Source organism: Shinella yambaruensis (assembly GCF_022899355.1).
Taxonomy (GTDB): Bacteria; Pseudomonadota; Alphaproteobacteria; order Rhizobiales; family Rhizobiaceae; genus Shinella; species Shinella yambaruensis.
Genome location: NZ_JALJCK010000008.1, coordinates 258,717 through 284,977 on the forward strand (window position 1 = coordinate 258,717; position 26,261 = coordinate 284,977).

The following is a 26,261-nucleotide window of genomic DNA, read 5'->3' on the forward strand; positions in this document are numbered from 1 at the left end:
TCAGCTTTCCTTCGCAAGGCGCGGATCGACGAGATCCCGCAGCCCGTCGCCGAGAAGTTGCAGGGCGAGGACCGAAAAGACGATGGCAAGGCCCGGAAACACCATCAGCCACGGCGCGTTGTTCATGTATTCGCGGCCGGAGGCGAGCATGGTGCCCCAGGTCGGCATGTCGGTGGAAACGCCGACGCCGAGGAAGGAGAGGCTCGCTTCCGCCAGCATCGCCGAGGCGAAGACGAAGGTCGCCTGCACGAGGATGGGCGAGGCGAGGTTGAGCAGGACGTGGCGCGTCAGGATCTGCCAGGTCGGCAGGCCCATGGCGACGGCGGCCTCGATATAGGGCAATTCGCGCAGCACCAGCGTCGAGCCGCGCACGATACGGGCAAGGCGCGGCGCATAGGTGATGCCGAGCGCCAGGATGACCGTGGTGAGCGACGGCCCGAGCGCGGCGACGAGCGCGATGGCGAGCAGGATGTCCGGGAAGGACATCATGGCGTCGAGCAGCCGGGAGATCGGCGCGTCGAGCTTGCGGAAGAAGCCGGCGGCGACCCCGAGGATGACGCCGAGCACCGTGGAGATGATGATGACGCCGAGGCTGACGAGCAGCGAGATGCGCCCCGCATAGATGGCGCGGGAGAAGATGTCGCGGCCGAACTCGTCGGTGCCGAAGATATGGGCGAGGGACGGCGCCTTCAGCTTGTTGACGATCGACAGCTTGTTCGGCGCATAGGGCGCGACCCACGGGGCGAGGACCGCCGCCACGAGCACGACGGCAAGGATGATCGCGCCGATGAGGATGGCCTTGTTGCGGAAGAGCCGCCGCAGGCTGGAAACGAGCGGCATGGAGAGGGAAGCGGTTATCATAGGCGCACCCGCGGATCGACGAGGATGTAGAGCATGTCGACGATGAAGTTGATCAGCACGTAGATCGCCGCGACGACGAGCAGCGTGCCCTGGATGACGGGATAGTCGCGGCGCAGCACGGCCGAGACCACGAGATTGCCGACGCCCGGCAGGCCGAACACGGTTTCCGTCACCACCGCGCCGGCAACCAGCATGGCGATGGAAAGGCCGATGACGGTGATGATCGGGATCAGGGCGTTCTTCAGCGCATGTTTCAGGATGACGCGCCGCTCGCTCGCCCCCTTGGCGCGGGCGGTGCGCACATAGTCGTCGCCCAGCACGTCCAGCATGGCGGCGCGGGTGAAGCGGGTGATCAGCGCCGAATTGACGATGCCGAGCGCCACGGCCGGCAGCACGAGATGATGCAGCCGCTCGAGGAAGGAGGTGTCCGGCCCGCCATAGCCGGAGGCCGGGAACCAGCCCTGGCCGACGGCGAAGACCTGGATCAGCATGAGGCCGAGCCAGAAGCTCGGCACGCTCGCCGCCACCATGGTCAGCGTCACCACGACCTGGTCGAACAGCGTGCCGCGCTTGACGGCCGAGAGGATGCCGACTGGCAGCGCGATCGCCACCGCGATCAGGATCGAGAACAGCGTGAGGAAGAAGGTCGGCTCCGCCCGTGCGGCGAGCGCCGATGTCACCGGCTGGTCGAGGAAGATCGACTGGCCGAGATCGCCTTGCACTATACCCAGCACGAACTGGCCGTACTGGGCGATCAGCGGCGCGTCGAGCCCCATTTTCGTGCGCAGTTCGGCGATGTCCTCAGGGGTCGCGTCCGACCCCAGCATCACGGCGGCGGGATCGCCCGGCGTCACGCGGACGATGACGAAAACCACCGTCACGACGAGGGCGAGCACGATGGCCATGCCCCCCAGCCGTTTCAACAGTGCCCGGACGATCCTTGCCATGATAACCCCCCTTACTGCTTCGGCGTGACGTTCCAGAAATGCGGCCAGTAGGTCGGCGTGTAGTCGGCTATGCCGGCGCCGACGCCCGTGACCGCGTTGAAATTGCCGACCTTGAAGAGCGGCGCATCGTCATAGATCACGGTCTGGATGCCCTCCCAGGCCTTCTGCTTGTCGGCGTCGGACACGGCGTCCATGTAGGCGGCGACGGCGGCGGCCTTCTGGTCGGAGACGTACCAGCCCGGATAGCTGTCGGTGATCGTGTTGATCGTCGTCGGGTCGCCCGGGAAGTTGGAATGGGTGATGAAGATGTCCCATTCCTTCGGGTCGGCGCGGCGGGTCGTCAGGGTCGCCCAGTCCACCACCTGCAGGTCGACCTTGAAGCCGGCGGCTTCGAGATAGGCTTTCGCGACCTCGCCGATCTTGTAGTGGAACTCGTACTGGCGGCTGGTCATCAGGCGCAGCGGCGTGCCGTCGTAGCCGGCATCCGCAAGCAGCTTGCCCGCTTCTTCCGGGTCGCCCTCGCCGTAGCGCGCGACGCCCGCCTCGGTGTACCAGAGCGAGCCCTTCGGGAAGATCGAGGCATCGACGCTGAAGAAGCGCTCGTCGGAGAAGGCGGCGAGCATCATGTCGTTGGGGTTGAGCGCGGCCTGCACGGCCTGGCGCAACTCCTTGCGGGTGAGCAGGCCCTCCTTCATGTTCATGTTGAGCGAGGCCCAGCCGGTGTTCTCGTAGATCACGGCCTTCGCCTTGCCGCTCGCCTCGACGCGCTCATAGGCGCTGACGGGCAGCGAATCGGCAAAGTCGAACTGGCCGGAGATCAGGCCCTCGACGCGGGTGTTCGCGTCGGGAACCGGCACGAAGCGGATCTCCTTGGCGATCGCCACGCGCTTGCCGGCATAGTTGCTGGGCTCGCCCTCGGGGGATTTGTAGCCGTCGAAGCGGACGAGCTGGGTATACTGGTCGGGCTTGCGCTCCTTCAGCGCATAGGGGCCGGTGCCGACGAATTCGGTCAGCGTGTCGGCGATCTTCTCCGAGGGCATGATGACGGAGGCCTGCGAGAAGGTGGCGAGCAGCGGCGCATAACGCGACTTCAGCTTGACGACGACGGTGTTCGGCCCGTCCTCGGAAAGGCTCTCCACCACTTCGGCGACCTGCTTGCCCTTGGAATTGACGGCCATCCAGCGCGTCAGCGAGGCGGTGACGTCCTTGGCGTCGAGGTCGCTGCCGTCGTGGAACGTCACGCCTTCGCGCAGCGGAATGCGATAGGTGAGGCCGTCCTCGGAAATCTCCGGCATGGCGAGCGCCAGCAGCGGCACGGAGCGCCATTCGTTGTCATAGGTGTAGAGCGTCTCGAAAATGTGCTGGTCGATGGTCAGCACGATGTCGGTCGCCGTCTGTATGACGTCGAGCGTCGGCGGCTCGCCGATGGTCGCGACGGTCAGGACGCCGTCCGTCGTCTGGGCGATGGCGAGGCTGCTGGTGCTGGCGAGCGCCGCCGCCAGCGTCATGAGAGCAAGTGCATTCTTCATCTGTATCCCTCTGGTTTCACATGGTTCATGTCCGCGCCGGCTCCCGTCCGGCGGGTGGTTCAGCTTTCAAGCCCGAGCGGATCCTCCACGCGTGGCCAGAGGTCGAGGCTGGCCTTGCGATAGGCGGTGGTTGCCGGATCGGTCGGGTAGGAGGTCGGCGCGGCGACGTAGACGATCTCGGAGGAGACCGGCTGGAAGCCCGCATGGAAGTGGTTGGTGGACTTCACCAGCAGGAAGGCTTTCCTGGTAAAGTCGATGCCCTGGTTGGCGAAGATGTCGGGCTCGTAGGTCTGCGTGCGGCTGGTGATCAGCACGATGTCGATCGTCGTGCCGAGCGGGCGCACCACGGCCGCGGGGCCTAGCGTCACCCGGCTGTTGCGGAAGCTCTGCCAGCCGGCATCGAACACGGCCGTGACCGTCACGTTGAGGTCGAGCGGCTCGCCGCCCTCCGGCCCCGACTTGCCGCCGAGGCGCAATGCAAGCTCCGCGCCTTCCCCCGCCGCATGGCAGAAGGAGACGGCGATCGGGTCCCAGATCGTCGCCACCGCGACATTGTCAAAGCCCCGCGCCATCATGCGGCGCAGGATATAGGTCGCATCGCCCGCCACTCCGCCGCCCGGATTGTCCCAGACATCGGCGATGACGACGGGCATGTCCAGCCGTTCGTCACGCACGGCAAGCGCCCGGTCGAGCCCGGCCTCCGTATCGAACATCGGCATCGCCGCCTCGCGGCGCAGGCCGTAGAGCTCGTGGCCGAGCCTTTGCGCCAGCGCGTCGCCCTTCGCCCTGTCGCCGTCGGTGACGACGACGATGCGCGTGCCCATGTCCGGCACGTCGCCGGCCATGAAGCCGTGGATGACGGAGATGGAGAGGATGCCGTTCCTGCCCTCCATCGCCTTCAGCCGGTCGACGAAGGCGCGCATCGGCTCGCGGCTCGTCGGGTAGATGGTGATCATGCGGCAGTCGAAGGTGGAGATGACGGGGCGGATCTCGCCGCGCAGCGTGCGCAGCGCGAGCTCGACGACATGCTCGCCGCGCTCCTCGAAGTCGGTGTGCGGGAATTCGAGGAAGGTCGCCATCAGGTCGAGATTGGCGACGCGCCGGGCGGTGAGGTGGCTGTGCGGGTCGAACTCGGCGGCAACCAGCACGTCCGGCCCGACGAGCGCGCGGACCCGCTCCAGGAGGTCGCCCTCCGGGTCGTCATAGCCCTGCGCCACCATCGCGCCATGCAGGCCGAGCACCACGGCATCGACCGGCATAGCGGCCTGCAGTTCGCCGAGGATCCGGTCGCGCAGGGTCTCGAAGGTCCGGCGCTGGATGAGGCCGGCCGGCTCGGCCCAGCAGGACGTGCCCTCGACGACGGCAAAGCCTTCCGCCCGGCCGCGCCGGCGCAGGATCGGCACGACGGAGGAGCAGAGCGTGGGCGTGTCGGGATGCTCGCCCGGGCCGGCATAGAACGCGGCCTTGAAGGCGTTCATGTCCGTGGGGACGGGCGAGAAGGTGTTGGTCTCGGTGGCAAGCGAGGCCGTGAAGATGCGCATGGGCGTCCGTTCCGCTGGCGTCCAGGCCGGCCGCTGCCCGGCCGTCATCGCCCGCCGCCTGTCGCGCCGGTGCCTGGCCGAACGGCGTGAACGCCGTGCTGTTGGATCGCAAAGTTCCCGTCAGTGATCATCGCTGGAGAGATGTAATTTGTTTTCTCGATAATGCGATAATTTCAGGGAAAGTCAATGGAGGGAGGGTGTTTGGCGGGTTATGCAGTAATCTGTTTTCTTGTCGGGCGGAAATGGGAGAAATTTTCATGGTTTGCGCTTCGGCGGATGCGGCGCGGCCCATGGCGGCCGCTCCGAATCCCGCATCGATTTCAATCCGTTCCAGCACCGGTGCGCAGGCGCGGGAAGGGGAGGAAAGCCTGGAAAACCGGGGGAAACGTGAAAATGGCACCGTGTTCGGGAGAGCTGATTTTCATCGATGATGAGCTTCTGTGCCGCGCCTCCCGTCGTTTTTCCCTCCATGCGAAAAAATTTTTCTGAAAAAGCGAGGCCGTCCGCCTGAAAATCCGTGTCGCGACACCCGCCTCGACCCGCCCCTTCGTGAAAATCCGCCGTGCCGCCGGTGGCCGCCGCCGTCAATGCTTGGAGATCCGGGCGGTGCCGTGCAGGAGGATGGGAGGGTACCCCGGAACGGCCCGGCGAATTTCAGGCGCGGATCGCCAAGCCCATTGATGCGCGCCGGCACTGTGTTATGACTGGCAAACAAGAAATTCGTTTTCATTTGCGCGCCGGACCGACGCGCCGTGCAGGGGGAGGCAGCAGCCGATGGACCTTTTTCACGCCTTGTCGGATGAGGATGGCCGGCTGTCGGGGCTCGATCGCAAGCTGGCGCAGCTGGCCCTCGACGACGTCGATTTCGTCGTCAACTCGTCGATCGGCGAGCTGGCCGACCGCGCCGGGGTGTCGCCGCCCACCGTCACGCGCTTCTGCCGCCGGCTCGGCTGCAAGGGCTATCCGGACTTCAAGGTGCAGCTTGCCCGGCTCACTTATGTGGGCCTGCGCTACGTCAAGCCGGAAGTGCCGACCGAAACGCCCGAGGAAGTGGCCGAGGACATCATCGCCAAGGCGCAGAACGCCCTGTTCCAGCTGCATCGCCAACTCGATTTCGCCTCGCTCGACATGGCGGCCCGCCTGCTGCGCGGCGCCGATTTCATCCAGGCCTTCGGGGCGAGCGGCAATTCGGCGATGATCGTCAACGAGCTGCACAACCGGCTCTTCCGGCTCGGATGTCGCATCAACGCCTCGAACGACCACAACATGAACGCGATGATCTCCGCGGCCGCCCAGCCGGGCACGGTGGTGTTCGGCTCCTCCTTCACCGGCCGCGACCCGGCGCTCGTCCACTGCCTCGAACTGCTGCGCCGGCGCGGCATCCCCACCATCGTCCTCACGCAGGGCGGTTCGCCCGTCGCGGCGGCGGCGGATGTGGTGATCGCCGTCGAGCTGCCGGAGGGCAAGAACATCTTCCGGCCCACCTCGACGCGCTATGCCTATCTCGCGGTCATCGACATGCTGGCCAATCTCGTCGCCTATGCCGACCGGACCAAGGCGATGAAGACGCTGCGCAGCATCAAGGAGGAGCTGGTCAGCCGGCGCGACGGCGACGACCGCCAGCTGCTCGGCGACTGACGGGGCCGGCCGTCCTCCTGGAGAATTTCCGCTTTCCCTCGAATCGCGAAAACGCTCTATCTATTTGTTTTTACGCAATTCCGGACGCAAAACCACTTCGCACTTTTGCTGGAATTGCTTTACCGCGAGGGTTTCGGCGCCCCGGCGGAAAGCACCTCGACGCGTTGCGTGCCCACCGTGCCGTCCGCCTCGACGACGGCCTGCCAGCGGCGGTTGCCGCAGCGCACGGACAGCCGCCAGCGCCCGGCATCCTCGCCTTCGCCGCGCTCGACGCGCGAGGCGACGAGGCCGCGGCGCATGTAGTCGCGCAGCGTCTGCGTCGGCCAGCCGAAACGCGCGGCGAGCATGTCCGCCGGCAGGAGGAATTCTCCCGCTTCGTCCCGGCTGAGGACGAGGGGGCTGGCATCGGCTGCGCTCATGAGATTGCGTCCCGCGAAATCGGCGTGACCGCCAGGGAATCCTCGCCGCGGCTGAAGGCGATGGCGAGGCGGAAGGAATGGGCGATGCGCAAGGCCCGGTCGAGGAAGAGATCGGCGACCTCGGGCGGGCAGAGCCGCTCGACGGTCGCGCGGAACAGCGTGAGCCAGCGGCGGAAATGCTGTTCCCCGAGTTCGGGTATGGCAAGGTGCGGCGGCAAGGGTCGGCCCTCGTAGCGGTCGGTGCGCAGAAGCGTTGCAGACCAGAAGTCGCACATCTTTGCAAGATGCACCGGCCATTCCTCCGGCGCGATCGCGCCGTCGAAGATCGGGCCGAGCAGCGCGTCCTTGCGGATCCCGTCGTAGAAACCGTGCACCACGGCATGGATCATCGCTTCGTCGAGCACCTCCGGCAGCGGCTTGCCGTCGATGACGATGGTGCGGTCGGGGGCGGGGCGGCCTCTCATCGGATCGCCCTGTAGCTGTGCCAGGTGCCATGGCCGAGCAGGGGGAAGATGACGATCAGGCCGAGGAACCCCGTCGCGATGGCGAGGACGGTGAGCGCCAGCACGATGGCGCCCCAGGCGAGCATGACCGGCAGGTTGCGGAAGGTGAGCGAAATGCTCGTGCCCATCGCGGTGAAGGCGTCCGTCTTCTCCGCCAGCAGCATGGGAATGGCAAAGGTGCTGATGGCGAAGGAGAAGGCGGCGAAGAGCCCGCCGACCGCCGTGCCGACGACGATCATGCCGAGCCCTTCCGGCGTGGAGACCAGCATGGCGACGACATGGTCGAGGCCGGGAAAGGGCCGGAGCCCGACGAAGAGCGCGTAGATGATGACGGCGGCGCGCATCCAGACCAGCATCAGCAGGCAGAGGATCGCGCCCGTATACCAGACCTGCGCGCCGGATTCGGTTTTCACGAAGATCATGCGCGCAAGGCTCGGCGTCACGCCCTCCTCGAGGTCCCGGCTCTTGCGGTAGAGGCCGATCGCCACCAGCGGGCCGACCACCATGAAGCCGGCAAGCGCGGGGAAGAGGATATAGTCGAGCTCCAGGCGGAAGAGACCCCAGACCACCGCCAGCGACAGGAGGAAGACGGCGAAGCCGTAGGCGAGACTCGGCAGCGGGTTGCGCCAGAGGTCGCGCCAGCCGGCGGCGAGCCAGCCGAGCGCCGCGCCGGCCGGCAGGTGGCGGCGGCGCTGTTCGGCGAGCGGCACGGGCGCGCCACCGGTCTTGTCGGTCGTTCCCATCATGTCCTTCCTCTCTCAGCAGGAGGGCCGCGCGGCGCGATACGCGCCGTCCCGGCCTTCCGTCTTCAGGTGTTGCACGCAATCGGGCTGGGACGTCAGCGCGACATGGACGAGATGCGCATTGGCGCCGGCAAAGAGCGCAAGGCCCGCCGCGACGATGAGGAACGCGGCGATCCGCCAGTTGATGCGCCCGGGCCGGCGCGCCTCGCTTGCCGCGCCGCTCATTGCCCGTCCTCCCCCAGCGTGCCGACATAGAGCGCCAGCAGCTTGATATCGACCGGCGAAAGGCGGCCTTCCCAGTGGGGCATGTGGCCCTGCCGGCCGGAATAGATCGAGGTGAAGACGCTCTGCGCGTCGCTGCCGTAGATCCAGGCGGCGTCGGTGAGGTCGGGTGCGCCGGCCTCCGTGCTGCCGCGGCCGTCCTCGCCGTGGCAGGCGACGCAATTGGCGGCGAAGACCGCCTTGCCCGCCTCGACCTGCGCCCTGTCGGCCGCGCCCATCGGCAGGGCGGAGAGCGAGCGCACATAGGCGGCGACGGCGCGCACCTGCGTGCCGTCGAGGATGCCGTCGCGGCCGAAGGCCATCATCTGCGAGACGCGCGTCTCCTCGTTGGTGGCGTTGATGCCGATGCGGATCGTCTCGGCGATGGTCTCCGGTTCGCCGCCCCACAGCCAGGCCTTCGCCGCAAGGTTCGGGAAGCCCGGCCCGCCGGTGCCGCGCGTGCCGTGGCAGACGGCGCAATTGTCGATGAAGAGCGTGCGGCCGGTCTCGCGCACATGCCGCATCAGGGTGTCGTCCGCGGCGATCTCCTGAAGGCTCGCCCCGGCGATGCGGCTCGTCCAGGCGGCGCGGGCCGCGGCGGCGTCCTCGACCTGCCGCGTCACGACATCGCGCTGGTCGATGCCGAGCAGGCCCTTCGTATAGGTGACGCCGAGCGGCCAGGCCGGCATCAGGATCCAGTAGCCGATGGCGAAGAGCGTGGTGACGGTGAGGAAGAAAACGACGACGCGCGGGATCGGCGTTTCCAGTTCCTCGATGCCGTTCCATTCGTGCCCGGTGGTGGCCCGTCCGGTGGCGGGATCGTGTCTTTCGGTTGCCATGCCCTAGTCCCCCGGCCGGTCGTCTTTGTCGAGAATGCTCTTCTTGGCGCGATCGAAACGCTTCCGGTTGCCCGGCCAGAGCGCGTAGATCACGACGCCCGCGGCGAGCGCGATCAGGTAGAAAAGCCCCCAGCTCTTGGCGAAGGCGACGACGCTGTTGTGCTCGATCTCCATAGCCTCACTCCGCCGTTGCCGTCTGCTGCTGCGCGGCCTGCGTCAGCTGGCCGACGATCTGGAGATAGGCGACCAGCGCGTCCATCTCGGTCAGGAGACCGGGATTGCCGTCGAAGGCGCGCACATTGGTCGCCTCGCCGTAGCGCTCGCTGACGCCGGAGGCGCCGGCATCGTCGGGATTGGCCTGTGCGCGGGCGTCGGCGGTGGCGTTCTCGATCATCGCATCCGTATAGGGAACGCCGACCGCGCGCTGGGCGGCAAGGTGCGCGCCAAGATCGTCGATCCTCAGCGCGTTGCGCTTCAGCCAGCCGTAGCGCGGCATCACCGATTCCGGCACCACGTCGCGCGGATTGACGAGATGGGCGACATGCCAGGCGTCGGAATACTTGCCGCCGAGGCGGGCGAGGTCCGGGCCGGTGCGCTTGGAGCCCCAGAGCATCGGGTGGTCGTATTTCGATTCCACGGCCAGCGAATAGGGGCCGTAGCGCTCCACCTCGTCGCGCAGCGTGCGGATCATCTGCGAATGGCAGGCATAACAGCCCTCGCGGATATAGAGATTGCGGCCGGCAAGCTCCAGCGGTGTATAGAGCCGCATGTCGGGCGCCTCCTCCACCGTCTCGTGGATGGTGAAGAGTGGCGCGATCTCGACGAGGCCGCCAATGGAGGCGACGCCGACGATGGCCAGCACGAAGCCGATGGCGTTGCGCTCGAGCTTGCGGTGGAAGAACTCCTTCATCGTCATTCTCCTGCCGGGGCCGCGCCGGCCTTGCCGTAGAGGGGAACGTCGCCGGCGGGCTCCGCGGCGCGCGCCCTTCGCGCCATGCGGATCGTCATCCAGACGTTGAACGCGCAGACGACGGCGCCGCAAAGGAACAGCAGCCCCCCGAAGGCGCGGGCGATGTAATAGGGATGCATGGCGACGAGGCTGTCGATGAAGGAATAGGCGAGCGTGCCGCTGTCGTTGTAGGTGCGCCACATCAGGCCCTGGATGATGCCCGAATTCCACATGGCGAAGACGTAGACGACGGTGCCGGCAAGCGCGAGCCAGAAGTGCAGCTCGATCAGTTTCGGCGAATACATGCGCTCCTGCTTCCACATCCACGGCACCAGCGCATAGAGCGAGCCGAAGGTGATCATCGCCACCCAGCCGAGCGCGCCGGCATGCACATGGCCGACGGTCCAGTCGGTATAGTGCGAGAGCGAGTTGACGGCACGGATCGCCATGAAGGAGCCTTCGAAGGTGGAGAGCCCGTAGAACACGGCCGCCACCATCATGAAGCGCAGGGTCGCATCGTCGCGCACCTTGTGCCAGGCGCCGTTGAGCGTGGCGAGCGCGTTGCCGGCGGAGGCCCAGGACGGCACCAGCAGCACGATCGAGAAGGTCATGCCGAGGGTCTGCACCCATTGCGGCAGGGCGGTGTAGTGCAGGTGGTGCGCACCCGCCCACATATACATGAAGGTGATGCCCCAGAAGCTGATGATGGAGAGGCGGTAGGAGAAGATCGGTCGCTCGGCGCGCTTCGGCAGGTAGTAGTACATCATGCCGAGGAAGCCGGCGGTCAGGAAGAAGGCGACGGCGTTGTGGCCGTACCACCATTGCGTCATGGCATCCTGCACGCCGGAGAACAGCGAATAGCTCTTGGCATGGCCGAAGGAGACGGGCACGGCGAGATTGTTGACGATGTGCAGCACCGCCACGACCAGGATGAAGGCCATGTAGTACCAGTTGGCGACGTAGATATGCGGTTCCTTGCGGCGCTGCAGCGTGCGGATGTAGATGAGGAAATAGACGACCCAGACGACGACCAGCCAGAGATCGGCATACCATTCCGGCTCGGCATATTCCTTCGACTGGGTCATGCCCATCAGGTAGCCGGTGGCCGCGATCAGACAGAAGAGATTGTAGCCGATCAGCACGAACCACGGGGCGAACTGGCCGGGCAGCCGCGCGCGACAGGTGCGCTGGAGCACGTGGAAGGAGGTGGCGATCAGCGCATTGCCGCCGAAGCCGAAGATGACGCCCGACGTGTGCACGGGCCTGAGGCGCCCGAAGCTCGCCCAGGCGCTGTCGACGAAGGTCAGTTCCGGCCAGGCGAGCAGCGCGGCCACCCAGACGCCGACGAACATGCCGGCCACCGCCCAGGCGAGCGACAGGATGATGCCGGCCCGCGTCGGATCGTCGTAATATTCGGAAAGCCGGCTTTCCGGCGGCTCCGGGTCGAACAGCGCGGACAGCACGGCAAAGCCGAGGCCGACGCTGAAGACCAGCACGATATAGCCGTGCACGGCCAGCGGATCGCCCCGCCCGGCCACCGCCATGGCAAGCCCCGTCAGGGCGAGCGCACCGAGCACGAAGAGGGCCAGATGCCGCTCCGAAACCGTCAATCCCGATATCATCGATCTCTCCCCTCCGTGTCTCACGCCGCTTCGGCAATGCCGAGCAGCGGTCCGAGCGCGGCCCTGTTGCGGACAATATCCTCGAGCGTGTATTTATCGAGAACCGCAAGGAATGCGGCGAGCGCCTCGTGCAGCATGCCCTTCAGCCGACAGGCCGGCGAGATGGCGCAGGCCCGCCCGCCCGCCTGCATGCATTCGGCCAGCGAGAATTCCTCTTCCGTCGCCCGGACCAGCGCGCCGACGGCGATCTCGGCGGGCGCCTTCGCCAGCTTGATGCCGCCCGCCCGCCCGCGCGTCGTCTCGACGAGGCCGAGATCGCGCAGGGTCTGCGCCACTTTCAGGAGATGGTTGCGCGAAAGCCCGTAGGCCTCGGCCACGTCGTTCACCGTGCACACGCGGTCCCGCCGCGTCGCCACGTAGATCAGCATGCGCAGGGCATAGTCCGTGTGAAGCGTCATCCGCATGGCGTCGTCTCCCGGCCGGGGCCTTAAAAAAGTATTCTGGATACCACTTTTAGCGCAAGCCCCGCCCGGTCGAAAGTGCAATAGCGTCGCAGGTGCCGGGATATTGCGTGATCCAACGCCGAAGCGTTGCCGGTTCGGCGGGCAAGGCTGCAGGCAGCGGCGCTGCGGGATGTCAGCCGGCGCCGGTGAGGCGCTTCGCCCAGTCCTCGACCCGGTTGCTTTCCAGCCGTCGGGCGGCATGGGCGCGCCAGCCGTCGGCAAGGCGCTCGAGCGCGGCGATGCCGGCCAGTTCCGCGCGGTTGAGCGGATCGATGTAGAAGGCGCGCCAGATGCGTGCCAGCGTCCATTCCGGCGCGCGGCGCTCGCGCAGGACGAGGCGGTCGGCGGGCGAGACGGTGCCGGGCGTGAGCACCCGGTAGTACCAGCCGGTCCGCCCGCTCGATTGCACAAGGCGCGCCATCTCCGTCCGGCCGAAGCGCTCGTTCAGCTTCCAGCAGGGCTGCCGCCCCTGGCTGACCTCGATGACCGCGGTGCCGAGCTGGAAGACGTCGCCGATCGCCACCATGCGCTCCGTCAGCCCGGCCGTCGAAAGGTTCTCGCCGAAGGCGCCGGGGCCGGCAAGCAGCGGATGCGGCCCGAGATCGCGGGCCCAGTCGGCATAGTGCTCGAAGGGATAGTGGTGCACGGCCTTTTCCGGCCCGCCATGCCGCACCGTATCGCCCTGCCTGTCGCCGGCAAAACCGGTTTCTGAGAGATGGAGCGCATGGTGGACCGGCGCCTTCACGATGCCGCTCGGCACGCTGCGCGCGCCGAGCGGCGCGACGCCGCCGATGCGCAGGCTGAGCAATGCGACCTCCGTCATGGTTCGACGACCGGAGGCATCGGTGCCGCGCAGCGGCCGTCGGCGCAGGCGTCGTCCCCGGCCACGGGCGCGGAAAGCGCCATGGCGATCCGCGCCCCGACGGCGATGTCGTCCTCCACGCCGAAGGCCTGGTGCAGGATGGTGCCGTCCCGGCCGATCAGCACGGAGGAGGGCGTTCCGCGCAGCCCGAAGCGCTGCATCGTCACCGGGATATCCGAGCCCTCTGCGGCCTTGTCGACGCCGACGGGCGATTTCAGCCTGTATTCGTGGAGGAAGGCCCTGAGGGTGACCGGCGACATGGCCGCATGGTGCTCGAAGACCGTGTGGATGCCGATGACCTGCAGGTCGGTGTGGGCGAAGACACGCTCGATGCGCTGGACCTGCGGAAGGGCCTGCGCCACGCAGCCGGGGCAGAGAAGCTGGAAACTGTGCAGGAAGACCGGGCGGCCGCGCAGGCCGGCGAGCGTCAGCGGAACCGGCGTGTTGAACCATTCGCTGACGGCCAGTTCCGGGGCAAGCGGCGTCTCAGGCGCGGTCATCGTCGCCTCCCTGCCGGCAAGCCTCGGCCGGGACCGTTGCATCGCAGGGATGAGTGGGGGTAAATCTCGGCACGTTCTTTCCTTTCATTTGCCTGGAGGGGAGGAATGGCCGGTCCGGCAATGGCAGTTGCCGGACCGGCGCCGGATCATTCGGCCGGCACGACCTTGCCGGGCAGGCTGAGATCGCCCGAGGCGACCTTGAACACGTTGCTGACGCACAGCAGCGGCGCATGCAGGTTGCCGTTGACCTTCAGCCCCGCCGTCACGCCGTCGAAGGCGGCGCCCTTGATGCCGCCGATCAGCGACAGGGGAATGGCGACGTCCACCGTGTCGCCCTTGAAGCTGGTCGGGTATTCCGGGCTGTCGATGAGGAGCGGCACGCCGGGCCAGGTCTCCGGCACCTTCGGCGTGGTGCCTTCCGGAATGTCGATGACCTTGAGGCCGCCGCCGCAGGCCTTGTCCTCGGCCAGCACCACCCAGTGCGGATGCCAGACATGGCGGTTCTTGCCGCCCTTGGCCGCATCGTCGAAATCCGGATGGAAGGTGACGGCGAGCGCGACGATGCCCTGGCCCGCGTCGAAGCCGATCGCGCCGCTGTCGAGGCTCGTCGGCCAGACATAGGCATAGACGCTGGAGCCTTCGAACCTGCCCGTCGCGTCGGGCTTGTCCTTGCCGGCCTCGCCGCGCACGCGGGTGGTGAAGATCGCGCTGTCGCCCCTTGTGACGATCGTCGTCTCGATGATGTCGAAGGCGGCCTCCACCGCTTCCGCAGGCTCCGCCTTGATGGAATGGGCCGAGGCTGTCGTCAGCCAGAACAGGGCCGTTCCGGCGGCGAGCGCGCCGGTTGCAAATCTGCCGAGCATGATGGTCTTCCTTTCGTTTGCCTGGAGGGTTGGAACTATCCCGCTTGGAATGCATCCCAGGTGGCAGCCCGGGATGCGGGATCGGCTTCATCGTGATCGCGGCAATCGACGCGCAGGTCGCGCTGGCCGAAGGCGGCATCGACGAAATGGCAGTGATGGGGGCGCGCGGCATCCGCATGCGCGAAGGGGGAGAAGTGGCGACAGGTCACGCACATGCGCTGGACGGGGATCGCCTCCGCCACCTGCAGGCGGCGGATCATCTTGATCAGCGTGAGGAGCAGGTCCTCCTGCTCGCGGTCATCGAGCGCGCCGAGGGCCGTGGCGGCAAGGCCGTCGCCGGTATCCGAGGCCTTGAGGATTGCAAGACCTTCCGCCGTCGGCACCACGCGCACCGCGCGCCTGTCGCCCGCCTCCGGCCGCTTCTCCAGACAGGCCTTGCGCTCCAGCGCATTGATCGAATCCGTCGCCGTCGGCTGCGAGACGCCGAGATGGGCAGCGATCTCGCGCACGCCGAGGCCGCCCGCCCCGCGTCCTTCTAGCAGCGTCAGGATGGCGAGCTGCGTCGGGTTGAGCCCGCTCGCCTTCGAGCGGTTCCACTCGTCGATGCGCATGGCCATGCCGACGCGGGAAAGGCCTTCGCGAAGGCGCTCGGTGATCGCATGGGGGTTCCTGGGCGTTTCCATGCGAAGAGTATATAGGAGTCCTATATATTTTCAAGTGCCGTGAGGATCGAACCGCCGGGGCGGGCGGCGGCCGATACGGATGAGGGAAGGGTGTTCCTGCCACGGGACGGCGCCGGGCGGTTCCGCCCGGATTATCACGCCACCGTGGGCGCGGCGCCTGGATGGCGTCAGAACGACGCCTTCAGCTGGCCGCCGATGTTCCAGTCCGGCTTGTCGTTTTCGCGGAAGGTGGCGGAAACCGCGGTGTCGAGCTGCCAGCGTTCGTCGAACTTCCAGCCGACGCGCCCGCCGAGCGTCGCGAAGTTCTGGTCGTCCGCCTTGCCCCTGGCATCGCCCACCCAGTCGACCGAGGCCTTTGCGCCATCCTTGCCGGCGAAGGTGCGGCCGACCGCGCCGAGGATCGTGTAGTCCAGCTTCTCGTCCAGCCTGCGGCTCCAGGCGAATTCCGCGCTCACCGTGTCGGAGGCCGAGCGGCCGCCCTTGATATGGCCCGCGAAGAGGTTCTTGCCGGACGCGTCCTCGTCATAGCCGTCGAGGTCGAGCCAGGCGCGGGTGAAGCGGGTGGAGAGCGCGAATTCGTTCGCCGCGTCCGGCGCATAGATCACGCCGGCCCGGCCATAGGCGCTGAACAGCGAGCCGGAGGCGTTGCCGCTGGCAAGGACGATCGAATCGAGGTTCTGGTAGCTGCGCGAGAACGAGGCCGAGATGTCGGGCGATCCCCAGGCGCCGACTTCGCCGAAGGCGCGCCAGGTGGCCTGCGGGCTGGTATAGCGCACCGCGCCGGCGAAAAGGCCGAGCGTGTCGAGCGCGACATCGGTGCGGTTCGCATGCACCACGGCCGCGCCGCCGAGAACGCTGACGCCGCTGCCGGCCTCCCAGCGTCCGTTGAAGCCGGCCGCCGCATCGGAACTTGCGAAGGCGGCGACATAGCTGCCCTCGTCGAACCGGCTCTGCTGGCCGAGCAGGTTCTGCGCGGTGTCCATGAGGTCGAGCGCGATGGACTGCCGCTGGCGGGCGATCTGGTCGAGCGAGGCGACCACCGAGGCGGTGGTGGTGTAGCCGATGCGGGCGAAATCGATGGAATCGATCGCCAGCGTGGATTCGAAGCCGTTCTCGTCGAGCGGCCCGGTCGCGCCGAGGATCACGGCGAGGTCGAGCGTCTCCGAGCCCGAAACGCCCACCCTGTCGGAAATGGCGACATCGTCCTGCAGCGGGCCCTTGATCTCGTATTGCAGGATCTGCTTGCCGTCCTGCATGGTGCGCAGCGAGGCGGTCTGGCCGTCCTCGGTCGTCGCGAAGCCGCGATAGTCCACGGCATAGACCGTGTGCCCGCCCGGTTGGGTGACGGGTACGGAGAGCCTGCAGGTGGTGGTCGTGCGCCTCTTGCCCGATGCGCCGCCCGCCATCGCGGAAAAATCGTCGAAGAGAATGCTCGTCGCATTGCCGTCGGGCGAATGCGTTGCGGAAAACGTTCCGTCTGCACAGCCGTTGGCCGCATGGGCAAGCCCCGGAAGCGGGACCGTGGCGGCGGCGAGGAGGGCGAGGCGGACCGGAAGACGCATGTAAAAACTCCCTGGATGGAGGCCGGGCGGCGCGGGCGCCGCCCGGTTCATGAAGGCGAAGGATAGGGCGTTTTCCCGTTCAGGAAACGCGTCCTGCCGGACTTAGAGCGTTTCCGCTTTTCTCCGAATCGCGAAAACGCTCTAACCCTTTGCTTTGCCGCATTTCCGGACGCAAAACCGCTTCGCACTTTTGCTGGAAATGCTTTAGCGGCACTTGCGCCACTGCAGACGGTAGATGATCGCGGCCTTGACGTCCTGCGTGTCGACCGTCGCCATGGCTTCCTGGCCGCGGTTGGTGTTGACGCGGATGCTGGAATTGGTGCGCAGGTTGACGTCCTCGCCGCAGGCCGACCAGACCAGCGATTCGGCCGTCAGCTTGTTGGAGATCAGGTAGTCCTTCTCCTGCGGGCCGGTGAAGGTCTGGCGGAAAGCCGGGCCGCGCGTGCCGGCGAAGAAATATTCGACGTTGAACTGCGAGCGGGCGCCGCGCGGCAGCTGGTTGAAGCCGCGATAGTCGATGGCGAGCACCGAGACGCTGCGGCCCTGCGGCACATGGACCGGGATCGCGACGTTGCAGGTCTTGCGGTCGAAGGACTTTCCGGTCTCGCCGCCGGCTTCCACGACATATTCGTCGAAGAGAAGGCTGAGCGCCTTGCCGTCCGGGCTCAGCGTCGCCGCGACGCTGTTGGCCGGGCAGCCGCTGCCGCCGTAGCCGGGCGTGCCGAGCGAGATGTCGTCCGTCTGCGCCTGCGCAGCCGTGGCGAGAAGAAGAGATGCAAGCAGGATACCAGCGGTTTTCATGGAATTTCCTCGATTTCGAACCGAACCTGACGTTCGTTTCAATGAATGGCAGCGGCGACCTGAACCGTCCCTGAGCACTGCGTTCATTCTGGAGTCATCCGGCTTGTGCCAATCTGTACGCTGCGCAGTTAACAGCGTTTTAAAGAAAAATGTCCGTAAACGAGCCTTTAGAGGGCAAAACCGTGGCAGGCCCGGCCTGCCCGAGGCGAGGAGAGCCCAGATGCGTATTGTCCCGGCCATTCCAGGAATGCTCGTGATCATGCTGGCCGCCGGCACGGTGCTTGCCGGCTGCACGACGGAGCGTGCGGCGGATGTGCGCCCCGGCTATTCCGGCGCGGTCTCGCCGGCCATGCGCGCGCACCAGCGGCGGCAGGCGATCCGCGCCGAGGAGGGTGGCTACCGGCGGCTCTACCGGCCGCGCGACTGCCGCTACGGCGCGCGCAATTGCGGCGGCTATGCGACGTTCGATCCGTCCTGATCCGCAAGGTCAGGCATAGACCGCTTCGGCGAGACGCCGGCAGCCGTCGACAAGGTTCGGCTCCTGCAGCAGCGCGCCGCCGACAAGATACATGACGTCCTTGCCGTAGACCGCGCGCATCTCCGGCACGCGGGCGAAATTCACGCCGCCGCCCGGCGCCGGGACGCTCGCCTTCGGCCCGTCCATCTCCGCCGCGCAGGCCTGCGCGATCGACCGGCATTCCTCGCGGGTGAAGCCGAAGCGGCCGCCGAAATTCGGAAAGACCACGGCGTCCGCGCCCATCAGCCGGTGCAGCACGCCGTAGAAGGCCCGGTGCGAGAAACCGCAATCCGGCGAAACGACATTCGCGCCGGAAAAGGCGGGATGCGCGACGATGGGCAGGGAAAAATCCGGATCCGCGGCCAGCGTGCGCGCCACGTCGTAGCCGGCAAGCGCCGGGGCGATCATGACGGCGCCCGCGCCGGCGGCCTCCGCTTCCTTCGCCCTTTCGAGGACGGCGTCGGCCGGGCCGGTGATATTGGGCACGAAGCTGGTCCGCCCGCCGCTCTTCGCATTCGCCTCGCCAACGGCCTCGACGCAGGCCTTCAGCCGCTCGGAGAAGGGCGCGGTCCTCTGGTCGACCAGCCCGTGGTCGTCCTTCACGTAGTGCATGCCGCCGAGCGCGAAATCGTGGGCGAGGCGGGCCAGCGCGGCCGTGGAAAGGCCGACGGGCTTGATCGCCGACATGAGGAGCGGGATATCGCCGATGCCCGCGCGGGCGCGAAGCCCCGCAATGCCATGGCGCGGCCCCTTGCAAAGCGAAAGAATGCCCGGCGAAAGGCCGATATCCTCGACCTTGAGGCCCGGCTTGATCGAGCTGTTGCCGAAGACGATGTTGAGGAACTGCAGGAAGTCGCCGCCGACATCGTCCTCGGAATAGGAGATCGTCGCGAGAAAGCCCGCCCGCCCGTCCGGGGCCTGCTCCAGCGTTTCCAGCCTGCCGAGGATCTCGTCCTCCACATAGCCCTTCGGCACCACGTCGCGCGGGATCTCGACCGTCTGCTCCAGCGCGATGTCGAGCGCCCGGGCCCGGGCTTCCGCCGCATCGGCCGCACGGACGAAGTAGCGGACGGTGAAGCGCGGCGCCATCAGAGTGCCTCGGCCTTCTGGGCCGAATGCACATGATCGAGGCGCACCTCCGCCAGTTCCTCCTCGCCGATACCAAGCGTCTTGCCGAGCAGCGCCTCGATGGCGGTGACGAGCGCCCCGGCGTCGAGCCCGTATTTCTTCATGAGATAGGGCTTCGATGCGCCATGCGCGAAAGTGTCGTCGAGGCCGAGGCGCTTGAGGCGGATGCCCAGCCCCTCCTCGGCGAGGATTTCCGCCACCAGCGAGCCGAGGCCGCCGACGATCGTGTGGTTCTCCAGCGTCACGATGCCCTTCTTTCCGCGGGCGGCCTTCAGGAGGCCGTCCCGGTCGAAGGGCTTCAGCGTCGAGGCGTGCAGGTGGTGCACGCCGACGCCGCGGGTCTTCAGCGGCTGGATCGCACGCAAGGCCTCCTCCGTGCAGACGCCCGAGGAGACGACGAGAATGTCGTCGCCCTCCGAAAGCGTGCGCAGCCGGTTGAATTCGAAGGGCGTCGAGAAGAGGCGGGGCACCTCGCCGCGCAGGACGCGCACATAGACCGGCCCGTCTATGCTGTCGGCGACCTCGAGCACGGTCTCGACTTCCGTCGCGTCCCCCGTCTCGAGGATCGTCATGTTCGGCACGGCGCGCAGCACGGCGATGTCCTCGATCGCCTGGTGCGTGATGCCGCCGGGCGTGGTGATGCCGGGCAGGAAGCCCATCAGCCGCACCTTGCGGTTGGAATAGGCGATGGAATTGATCAGCTGGTCATAGGGCCGGCGATAGAGGAAGACCGAGAAGGTGTGCAGGAACGGCCGGAACCCCTGCATGGCGAGGCCGCCGGCGAAGGAGAGCATGTTCTGCTCCGCCATGCCGAGCGACAGGAACTGGTCCGGATGCCGGTCGCGGAACCCGTCGACCTCGCAGGACGAGGTGAGGTCGGCGGAAAGGCACAGAACCTCCGGCCGCGCGCTGGCGAAGGCCTCGAACGCCCTGGCATAGGGACGGTTGACGATCTCGACCATGGTCAGGCCCCTTCCATCGCGTTCACGTCGACGCCGAGTTCGGCGGCGAGCGCCGCCTGCATTTCCAGCCGTTCCTCGGTGCTCTTGAAGCGAACGTAGTGGAGGCGCGGGAAACGCTTCTTCAGAAAATCCATGCCCTGATAGGGCGAGGTGTTGGCGAGGATGACGAGCGGCTTGCCGGCCTCGGCGCTCTCCGCCGCAGCGCGGAGCGCTGCAAGATCGTGGCCGTCCACCGAACGGCAGGTGACGCCGAAGGCGGCGACGCGGGCGGCAAGATCGCCGAGATCGAGCACGGAGGACATCGCCCCGTCGCATTGCTGGCGGTTCACGTCGACGATGACGCGGATATTGTCGATCCCGTGGTAGCTCGTCGCCGCAAGGCATTCCCAGGTCTGCCCCTCCTGGAACTCGCCGTCGGACATGTAGACCCAGACCTTGCCGGGCTCCTTTTTCCTGAGCCGCGCCCAGGCGACGCCGGAGGCCATGGAAAGGCCCTGCGCCAGCGAGCCCGTCGTCACCTCCATGCCGGGGCTGTGCTCGGCGCCGATCATCTCGACCGAACCGCCGTCCTTGTTGAAATGGTCGAGTGCGTGCTCGTCCATGCGGCCCGTCTCGATCAGCGCGGAATAGATGACGAGCGCATAATGGGCGGGCGAGATGAAGAAACGATCGAATTCCGGCCCGGCCGGGCCATGGTAGCCCGCGCCGGTGAAGGCATCGGGATTGTGCGCCGAGGGCACGCCGCGGAACGGCAAGGGCACCTTGGGCAGCGTGGGTTCGCCGAGCGTCAGAAGTTCGTTGTAGAGCAGCGCCAGGCTCTCTGCGGCCGAGCAGGCCTGGCTGAGATAACCGCCATTGTTCTTCATCGTGTGGAAGAAGACGCGCCGGCGGATGCCGAGCGCGATGTCCCCGGTGGATTTTTCGTTCGCAAGGCTCATCGTCTCAGCTCCGTTCGGGAAAGAGCGCCTTCAGGCCCTCGGGCGAGGGCGTGGCGATGCCGCGCTCCGTGATGAGGCCGGTGATGAGGCGCGCGGGCGTGACGTCGAAGGCGGGGTTCGCCGCCGGGCTGCCCTCCGGCGAGATGCGCACGCTGGCGATCGAGCCGTCGCTGGCGCGGCCCTGCACGAAGCTCACCTCGTCGCCGGCCCGCTCCTCGATCGGGATTTCCCGGATGCCGTCCCCTACCGTCCAGTCGATGGTGGGCGAGGGGAGCGCCACATAGAAGGGCACGTTGTTGTCGCGCGCGGCGAGCGCCTTCAGGTAGGTGCCGATCTTGTTGCAGACGTCGCCGTTCGCCGTGGTGCGGTCGGTGCCGACGATCACCAGGTCGACGTCGCCGTGCTGCATGAGATGGCCGCCGGCATTGTCGACGATCAGCGTGTGCGGCACGCCATGGCCGTTCATCTCCCAGGCGGTGAGGTAGGCCCCCTGGTTGCGCGGCCGCGTCTCGTCGACATAGACGTGGACGGGAATGCCTTCCTCGACGGCCATGTAGATCGGCGCGGTCGCGGTGCCGTAGTCGACGGTCGCCAGCCAGCCGGCATTGCAATGGGTGAGGATGCGCACCGGCTCGCCCGGCTTTTTCTTCGCCGCGATCCCGCGGATCACGTCGAGGCCGTTCGCACCGATGGCGCGGTTGAGCTCGACATCCTCTTCCGCGATCTCCGCGGCGCGCGCATAGGCGGCGGCCGCGCGCTCGCCTTCCGGCAGTGGGCGAAGGTGCTCGCGCATCGCGTTCAGCGCCCAGCGCAGGTTGATGGCGGTCGGGCGCGTTTCGTTGAGCTCTTCCCACACGGCGTCGAGATGCGCATCCGACGGGTCCTTCGCCATGGCGATGGCGACGCCATAGGCGGCGGTGACGCCGATCAGCGGCGCGCCGCGCACCCACATGTCGCGGATCGCGGTGGCGATGTCGGCGACGGTCGTGAGCGTCACGACGCGGAACTCGTGCGGCAGCCAGCGCTGGTCGATGATGTCGACCGAACGGCCGTCCTCGTTCAGCCAGATCGTATGGTAGTGGCGTTCTCCGACTTTCACGCGAGGATCTCCTTTTCAAGCCGCTCCACGGTCTCGCGGATGTCGCGGAGGCTGTGGATGCGCTGCCGGTTGACGGCGAGGTGACGCCCGAGCTTCAGCGCCCTGGTCTCGCAGGGCGCGCGGCGGTCGGGGTCGGCGATGGTTTCGAAATCGGCGTTGTGGGCCAGGCCCAGGATGCGGCGATGGATCTCGATGCCGGCGAAACCCAGCATCTCGCGCCAGATCTCGTCGATGACGATGGCGAGCGCCTGCTCGGCGGCGAGCGGGTCGCCACGGTCCTCGAAGAGGCTCGCCTGATAGAGGATGCCCTTGCGCTCCGTGCGCCAGAGATGGGCGAATTCGGCCCGGAACGTTTCCCAGAGCGTCTCGATCGTATCGAGCAGATAGGCGCGCATGCCGTCGCGCGCGCCGGGCGCCGTCTCATGGCCGGCTTGCGAAAAATAGCTCATCCAGAAATTGGCGATCAGCATGCCGACGTCGAAGCTGATCGGGCCGTAGAAGGCGAATTCCGGGTCGATGACGCGCGTCTCGTCGTCCGTCACCATGACGGAGCCGGTGTGCAGGTCGCCATGGCAGAGCGTTTCGGCCTTGGCGGAGAAGAGATGCTTCAGCCGCTGCGCCTCCACCTTGAGGTCGCGGTCGGCGCGCAGTTCCGCCACGATCGGGTCGAGCTGCGGCGTGGTGTGGCGGTTGAGCGCCGCCTCGAAATAGGGATCGGAAAAGACGAGGTTTTCCGTGATGTCGCAGAGCTCGACATTGTCGGCGAAGAGCGCGAGGTCCGCCTTCTTCTCCCGCGTTGCCATGGAAAGGTCCGAGCCGCGGAACAGCGTGCGGGCGGCAAAGAGCCCGAGGTCTCGTCCGATCCTCGGCAGCGCGCGCCCGTCGATCAGCGCGCGGCGCAGGATGACGTGCGGCGTCAGGTATTCCATGACGATGAGCGCCTGCGCCTCGTCGAAGACGTAGATCTCCGGCACCATGCCCGGATCGCGCGCGGCCTGCCGCGTCAGCGCGTGATATTCGAAGAAGGAGCGCTTGAGCGGCAGCGGCCAGCTTTCGCCGACGAGCCGCACATAGGGCAGCGCCTGCTTGACGATCGCCGCGCCCTGATCCCCCGTTACGATGAAGACGAGGTTGAGGTTGCCGTCGCCGACCTCCCTGACGTTCCAATGGGACGAATCCGCCCCGATTTTCGCCTTGAGGACGGCGTTGCCGCCCAGCCGATCCGGCAATGTCTCGACGCTCAGCGCCGTGAAGACCTGGCTTTCCATATGCTTCTCCTCCGCGACGGGACGCGGCCTCCGCCGCCTGTCGTCCCACCATCCTTGCGCACAGCTAAGGCAGCATTCTGTCAAATGTCAATGGCCTTGACATTTGATGAGAGCCTATCCTAACCTGCCGTCATCGGGAGGAAAGAATGAGCGGTGAGGCGGTGTTTCGCATCGAGGGCGTGCGCAAGTCCTTTGGGCCGGTGACGGTGCTCCAGGGGGTGGACCTCGACCTCAGGGCCGGCGCGGTGACGGTTCTGATGGGCGCGAACGGTGCCGGCAAGTCCACGCTCGTGCGCATCCTCTCCGGCGTCTACACGCGCGATGCCGGCGCCATCGCGCTCGCCGGCCAGTCCTTCGAGCCGGCAACGCCCGCCGAGGCGATCCGCGCCGGCGTCGTCACCGTGCACCAGAACATCAATGACGGCGTCGTCGCCGATCTCGACGTCGCCACCAACCTCACGCTCGACCGGCTGAACGGGCGCGGCGCGAAACTGTTCTTCAATCCGCGCCGGGTGCGCCGCGAGGCCGCGGCTGTCGCCGCCCGCATGGGCCTTGCCATCGATCTTGCCGCCAACATCAACGACCTGACGCTCGCCGACCGCCAGATGGTGGCGATCGCGCGGGCCATGGCGCACGAGCCGAAGGTGCTGATCCTCGACGAGCCGACCTCCTCGCTCTCCAGCGCCGAGGCCGACCGCCTGTTCGATCTCGTCGACCGGCTGAAGGCACGCGGCGTCGCCATTCTCTATATCTCGCACCGCATGTCGGATATCCGCCGCCTTGCCGACAGCATCCTCTCGCTGCGCGACGGCCGCATCACCGGCCGTTTCGAAGGGCCGGAGCTCGATTACGAGGGCGCGGTCAACGCCATGCTCGGCCGCAAGGTCTCGGCCGGCGCGGTCGCCGTGCGCGAGGCGGGCGCTCCGGTCTTCAGCGTGCGGGACCTGAAGCTCTCCGAGCAGGCGCGGCCGTTCGATTTCGACCTCGGCGACGGCGAGATCGTCGCCGTCACCGGCCTCGTCGGCGTCGGCAAGACGGCGCTCGCCGAGACGCTCTTCGGCGCCCGCGCGCCGGCGGCGGGCGAAATGACGCTCGACGGCCGGGCCTATGCGCCGCAAAGCACGGGCCAGGCGATCGCCCGCGGCGTCTTCCTCGTCGCCAAGGACCGCGCGATCAGCGGCATCGTGCCGGATTTCAACATCTACGAGAATATCAGCCTGCCGTTCCTGCGCCGGCTCTCGGCCTTCGGCGTCGCGAGCCGCCGGGCGGAGAGGGCGAAGGCGCGCCGGCAGATCGATGCGCTCGGCGTCGTCTGCCGCAGCGAGCGCGACGAGATGCAGACGCTGTCGGGCGGCAACCAGCAGAAGGTCATGGTCGGCCGCTGGCTCTCCGAGCCCTCGCGCCTCCTCATCCTCGACGAACCGTTCCAGGGCGTCGACATCGCCGCCCGCCGCGACATCGGCGAGAAGCTGCGCGCCTCGGCCGCCGGCCGCTCCACCATCCTCTTCCTGACCGAACTCGACGAAGCCTTCGAGGTCGCCGACCGCATCCTCGTGATGTCGGAGCAGACCATCGTCGGCGCGCACCGCAACGCCGATATCGACGTCGAGCGGCTGCTCTCCGAGATCGCCGGGCAATTCTATCAACAGGTCCATGCATCATGAGCAGCGAACAGAGCAAACAGGCGGCCGCCGGCCCCGTCCCGCCGCCGGCCCTCAATGTCAGGGAAGCCGCCATCAAATACGGCTTCCTCGTGCTGCTCGCCGGCATGGTGCTCTATTTCTCGCTGGTGACGGGCGGTTTCGCCTCGCCGCAGAGCGCCGTCTTCATCCTGCAGTCCGTCTCGATCACCGGCATCCTCGCGCTCGGCGTCACGGCGACGCTGGTCGTCGGCGGCTTCGACCTTTCCATCGGCTCCGTCGCCACCACGGCGATGATGGCCTCGTCCTATGTCATGGTGGTGATGGGCGGCGACGCGCTGACGGCGACGCTGGTCTGCCTTGCCGTCGGCGTGCTCGTCGGCCTCGTCAACGGCGTCATCATCGTCTACATGCGCGTGCCGGATCTTCTCGCCACGCTCGGCATGATGTTCCTCCTGCTCGGCCTCCAGCGCATCCCGACCGAGGGCCGCTCCATCGCGACCGGCATGACGCTGCCGGACGGCTCGACGGCGACGGGCGCCTTCAGCCCCGCCTTCCTCGCGCTCGGCCGCCACCGCTTCGATCTGATCCTGCCCAATCTCGTGCCGGTCTCGGTCGTCGTGCTGATCGTGCTCGCCATCGTCATCTGGTTCTTCCTGGAATACACCCGCTTCGGCCGCATGATGTATGCCGTCGGCTCGAACGAGCGGGCGGCGAGCCTCGCCGGCGCCCCCGTCAACGCCTACAAGATCTCGGCCTACATCATTTCCGGCGTCTTCGCCTCGATCGGCGGCATCCTGCTCGCCGCCCGTCTCGGCCGCGGCGACATCGCCTCCGGCAACAACCTGCTTCTCGACGCCGTCGCCGCCGCGCTGATCGGCTTTGCCGTGCTGGGCGCGGCCAAGCCGAACGCCTTCGGCACCGCCGTCGGCGCGCTCTTCGTCGGCATCCTCCTGCAGGGCCTGACGATGATGAACGCGCCCTATTACACGCAGGATTTCATCAAGGGCGCGGTGCTCGTCATCGCCCTGATCTTCACCTTTGCGCTCTCGAAAAGAGGCAAACGCTGAGACCGCTCAGCGG

The 26,261-nt window shown here is 67.2% G+C and carries 29 protein-coding genes; 5 read left to right on the plus strand and 24 right to left on the minus strand.

All coding sequences use genetic code 11. The features are described 5' to 3' along the window. The 4 genes from MUU56_RS20085 to MUU56_RS20100 are packed head-to-tail and all read right to left on the minus strand — an operon-like array spanning nucleotide 1 to nucleotide 4,878. Nucleotides 1–861 carry an ABC transporter permease gene (locus tag MUU56_RS20085; RefSeq protein WP_244769059.1) on the minus strand — a complete coding sequence of 287 codons (861 nt, stop codon included), beginning with the start codon at nucleotides 859–861 and terminating at the stop codon, nucleotides 1–3. Next, complete coding sequence (locus MUU56_RS20090) at nucleotides 858–1,799, minus strand: ABC transporter permease (RefSeq protein ID WP_244769148.1); 942 nt, start codon at nucleotides 1,797–1,799, stop codon at nucleotides 858–860. The genes MUU56_RS20085 and MUU56_RS20090 overlap by 4 nt, the downstream gene beginning before the upstream one ends. A gap of 20 nt (nucleotides 1,800–1,819) precedes the next feature. After that, nucleotides 1,820–3,337 (minus strand): ABC transporter substrate-binding protein, encoded by a 1,518-nt coding sequence (locus MUU56_RS20095; RefSeq protein WP_244769060.1) that lies wholly within the window; start codon nucleotides 3,335–3,337, stop codon nucleotides 1,820–1,822. Between the two features lie 59 nt (nucleotides 3,338–3,396). After that, the gene (locus tag MUU56_RS20100) at nucleotides 3,397–4,878 is read right to left on the minus strand and encodes a M81 family metallopeptidase (RefSeq protein WP_244769061.1); all 1,482 of its coding nucleotides are present in this window, start codon (nucleotides 4,876–4,878) and stop codon (nucleotides 3,397–3,399) included. An 86-nt stretch (nucleotides 4,879–4,964) separates the two neighbouring features. Between MUU56_RS20100 and MUU56_RS20105 the strand changes: the two genes are divergently transcribed. Both MUU56_RS20105 and MUU56_RS20110 read left to right on the plus strand, forming a co-directional pair. Next, complete coding sequence (locus tag MUU56_RS20105) at nucleotides 4,965–5,309, plus strand: hypothetical protein (protein WP_244769062.1); 345 nt, start codon at nucleotides 4,965–4,967, stop codon at nucleotides 5,307–5,309. Nucleotides 5,310–5,652: 343 nt separating this feature from the next. Next, nucleotides 5,653–6,516 (plus strand): MurR/RpiR family transcriptional regulator, encoded by an 864-nt coding sequence (locus MUU56_RS20110; RefSeq protein ID WP_244769063.1) that lies wholly within the window; start codon nucleotides 5,653–5,655, stop codon nucleotides 6,514–6,516. Nucleotides 6,517–6,635: 119 nt separating this feature from the next. Here MUU56_RS20110 and MUU56_RS20115 read toward each other — a convergent pair whose 3' ends face one another. From MUU56_RS20115 to MUU56_RS20185, 15 genes are all read right to left on the minus strand, one after another. After that, on the minus strand, nucleotides 6,636–6,935 hold the full coding sequence (locus MUU56_RS20115) for a DUF6522 family protein (RefSeq protein ID WP_244769064.1): 300 nt from the start codon (nucleotides 6,933–6,935) through the stop codon (nucleotides 6,636–6,638). Next, nucleotides 6,932–7,399 carry a group III truncated hemoglobin gene (locus MUU56_RS20120; protein WP_244769065.1) on the minus strand — a complete coding sequence of 156 codons (468 nt, stop codon included), beginning with the start codon at nucleotides 7,397–7,399 and terminating at the stop codon, nucleotides 6,932–6,934. The genes MUU56_RS20115 and MUU56_RS20120 overlap by 4 nt, the downstream gene beginning before the upstream one ends. Beyond that, nucleotides 7,396–8,184, minus strand: a complete 789-nt coding sequence (locus MUU56_RS20125; protein ID WP_244769066.1) for a DUF2189 domain-containing protein — start codon at nucleotides 8,182–8,184, stop codon at nucleotides 7,396–7,398. Before MUU56_RS20125 ends, MUU56_RS20120 begins: the two co-directional genes overlap by 4 nt. 12 nt (nucleotides 8,185–8,196) lie before the next feature. Further along, the gene (locus MUU56_RS20130; protein WP_244769067.1) at nucleotides 8,197–8,406 is read right to left on the minus strand and encodes a hypothetical protein; all 210 of its coding nucleotides are present in this window, start codon (nucleotides 8,404–8,406) and stop codon (nucleotides 8,197–8,199) included. Beyond that, nucleotides 8,403–9,281, minus strand: a complete 879-nt coding sequence (gene ccoP, locus MUU56_RS20135) for a cytochrome-c oxidase, cbb3-type subunit III (RefSeq protein ID WP_244769068.1) — start codon at nucleotides 9,279–9,281, stop codon at nucleotides 8,403–8,405. The genes MUU56_RS20130 and ccoP overlap by 4 nt, the downstream gene beginning before the upstream one ends. A gap of 3 nt (nucleotides 9,282–9,284) precedes the next feature. Then, nucleotides 9,285–9,455, minus strand: a complete 171-nt coding sequence (locus MUU56_RS20140; RefSeq protein WP_244769069.1) for a cbb3-type cytochrome c oxidase subunit 3 — start codon at nucleotides 9,453–9,455, stop codon at nucleotides 9,285–9,287. Between the two features lie 4 nt (nucleotides 9,456–9,459). After that, nucleotides 9,460–10,191, minus strand: a complete 732-nt coding sequence (gene ccoO / locus MUU56_RS20145; protein WP_244769070.1) for a cytochrome-c oxidase, cbb3-type subunit II — start codon at nucleotides 10,189–10,191, stop codon at nucleotides 9,460–9,462. Nucleotides 10,192–10,193: 2 nt separating this feature from the next. Then, a complete protein-coding gene (gene ccoN, locus MUU56_RS20150) occupies nucleotides 10,194–11,852 on the minus strand; it encodes a cytochrome-c oxidase, cbb3-type subunit I (protein ID WP_244769071.1) in 1,659 nt (552 codons plus the stop codon). Nucleotides 11,853–11,872: 20 nt separating this feature from the next. Next, the gene (locus tag MUU56_RS20155; protein WP_244769072.1) at nucleotides 11,873–12,316 is read right to left on the minus strand and encodes an Rrf2 family transcriptional regulator; all 444 of its coding nucleotides are present in this window, start codon (nucleotides 12,314–12,316) and stop codon (nucleotides 11,873–11,875) included. A 172-nt stretch (nucleotides 12,317–12,488) separates the two neighbouring features. After that, nucleotides 12,489–13,178: an MOSC domain-containing protein gene (locus tag MUU56_RS20160; protein WP_244769073.1), complete on the minus strand. Its 690-nt coding sequence runs from the start codon at nucleotides 13,176–13,178 to the stop codon at nucleotides 12,489–12,491. Further along, a complete protein-coding gene (locus MUU56_RS20165; protein ID WP_244769074.1) occupies nucleotides 13,175–13,717 on the minus strand; it encodes a redoxin family protein in 543 nt (180 codons plus the stop codon). The genes MUU56_RS20160 and MUU56_RS20165 overlap by 4 nt, the downstream gene beginning before the upstream one ends. 146 nt (nucleotides 13,718–13,863) lie before the next feature. Further along, nucleotides 13,864–14,580 carry a hypothetical protein gene (locus tag MUU56_RS20170; RefSeq protein ID WP_244769075.1) on the minus strand — a complete coding sequence of 239 codons (717 nt, stop codon included), beginning with the start codon at nucleotides 14,578–14,580 and terminating at the stop codon, nucleotides 13,864–13,866. Nucleotides 14,581–14,615: 35 nt separating this feature from the next. Continuing rightward, entirely contained in the window at nucleotides 14,616–15,263 is a 648-nt protein-coding gene (locus MUU56_RS20175) for a MarR family winged helix-turn-helix transcriptional regulator (RefSeq protein WP_244769076.1), read from the minus strand. Between the two features lie 167 nt (nucleotides 15,264–15,430). Next, entirely contained in the window at nucleotides 15,431–16,825 is a 1,395-nt protein-coding gene (locus MUU56_RS20180) for a DUF4360 domain-containing protein (protein WP_244769077.1), read from the minus strand. A 204-nt stretch (nucleotides 16,826–17,029) separates the two neighbouring features. Next, a complete protein-coding gene (locus MUU56_RS20185) occupies nucleotides 17,030–17,626 on the minus strand; it encodes a DUF4360 domain-containing protein (protein ID WP_244769078.1) in 597 nt (198 codons plus the stop codon). A 220-nt stretch (nucleotides 17,627–17,846) separates the two neighbouring features. On the opposite strand from MUU56_RS20185, the gene MUU56_RS20190 reads away from it, so the two are divergent. Continuing rightward, nucleotides 17,847–18,104, plus strand: coding sequence for a hypothetical protein (locus MUU56_RS20190; RefSeq protein ID WP_244769079.1), 258 nt, complete (start codon nucleotides 17,847–17,849; stop codon nucleotides 18,102–18,104). 9 nt (nucleotides 18,105–18,113) lie between these two features. Here MUU56_RS20190 and MUU56_RS20195 read toward each other — a convergent pair whose 3' ends face one another. The 5 genes from MUU56_RS20195 to mtnK are packed head-to-tail and all read right to left on the minus strand — an operon-like array spanning nucleotide 18,114 to nucleotide 23,538. Next, entirely contained in the window at nucleotides 18,114–19,232 is a 1,119-nt protein-coding gene (locus tag MUU56_RS20195) for a RuBisCO large subunit C-terminal-like domain-containing protein (protein ID WP_244769080.1), read from the minus strand. Then, nucleotides 19,232–20,233, minus strand: a complete 1,002-nt coding sequence (locus MUU56_RS20200) for a transketolase family protein (protein ID WP_244769081.1) — start codon at nucleotides 20,231–20,233, stop codon at nucleotides 19,232–19,234. The genes MUU56_RS20195 and MUU56_RS20200 overlap by 1 nt, the downstream gene beginning before the upstream one ends. Before the next feature lie 2 nt (nucleotides 20,234–20,235). Next, the gene (locus MUU56_RS20205; protein WP_244769082.1) at nucleotides 20,236–21,171 is read right to left on the minus strand and encodes a thiamine pyrophosphate-dependent enzyme; all 936 of its coding nucleotides are present in this window, start codon (nucleotides 21,169–21,171) and stop codon (nucleotides 20,236–20,238) included. A 4-nt stretch (nucleotides 21,172–21,175) separates the two neighbouring features. Then, a complete protein-coding gene (gene mtnA, locus MUU56_RS20210; RefSeq protein ID WP_244769083.1) occupies nucleotides 21,176–22,270 on the minus strand; it encodes an S-methyl-5-thioribose-1-phosphate isomerase in 1,095 nt (364 codons plus the stop codon). After that, complete coding sequence (gene mtnK / locus MUU56_RS20215) at nucleotides 22,267–23,538, minus strand: S-methyl-5-thioribose kinase (protein WP_244769084.1); 1,272 nt, start codon at nucleotides 23,536–23,538, stop codon at nucleotides 22,267–22,269. The genes mtnA and mtnK overlap by 4 nt, the downstream gene beginning before the upstream one ends. 146 nt (nucleotides 23,539–23,684) lie before the next feature. Between mtnK and MUU56_RS20220 the strand changes: the two genes are divergently transcribed. Together MUU56_RS20220 and MUU56_RS20225 are read left to right on the plus strand one after the other, a co-directional pair. Then, a complete protein-coding gene (locus tag MUU56_RS20220; RefSeq protein WP_244769085.1) occupies nucleotides 23,685–25,202 on the plus strand; it encodes a sugar ABC transporter ATP-binding protein in 1,518 nt (505 codons plus the stop codon). Next, nucleotides 25,199–26,248 (plus strand): ABC transporter permease, encoded by a 1,050-nt coding sequence (locus tag MUU56_RS20225; RefSeq protein WP_244769086.1) that lies wholly within the window; start codon nucleotides 25,199–25,201, stop codon nucleotides 26,246–26,248. Before MUU56_RS20220 ends, MUU56_RS20225 begins: the two co-directional genes overlap by 4 nt. The last annotated feature ends 13 nt before the right edge of the window (nucleotides 26,249–26,261 follow it).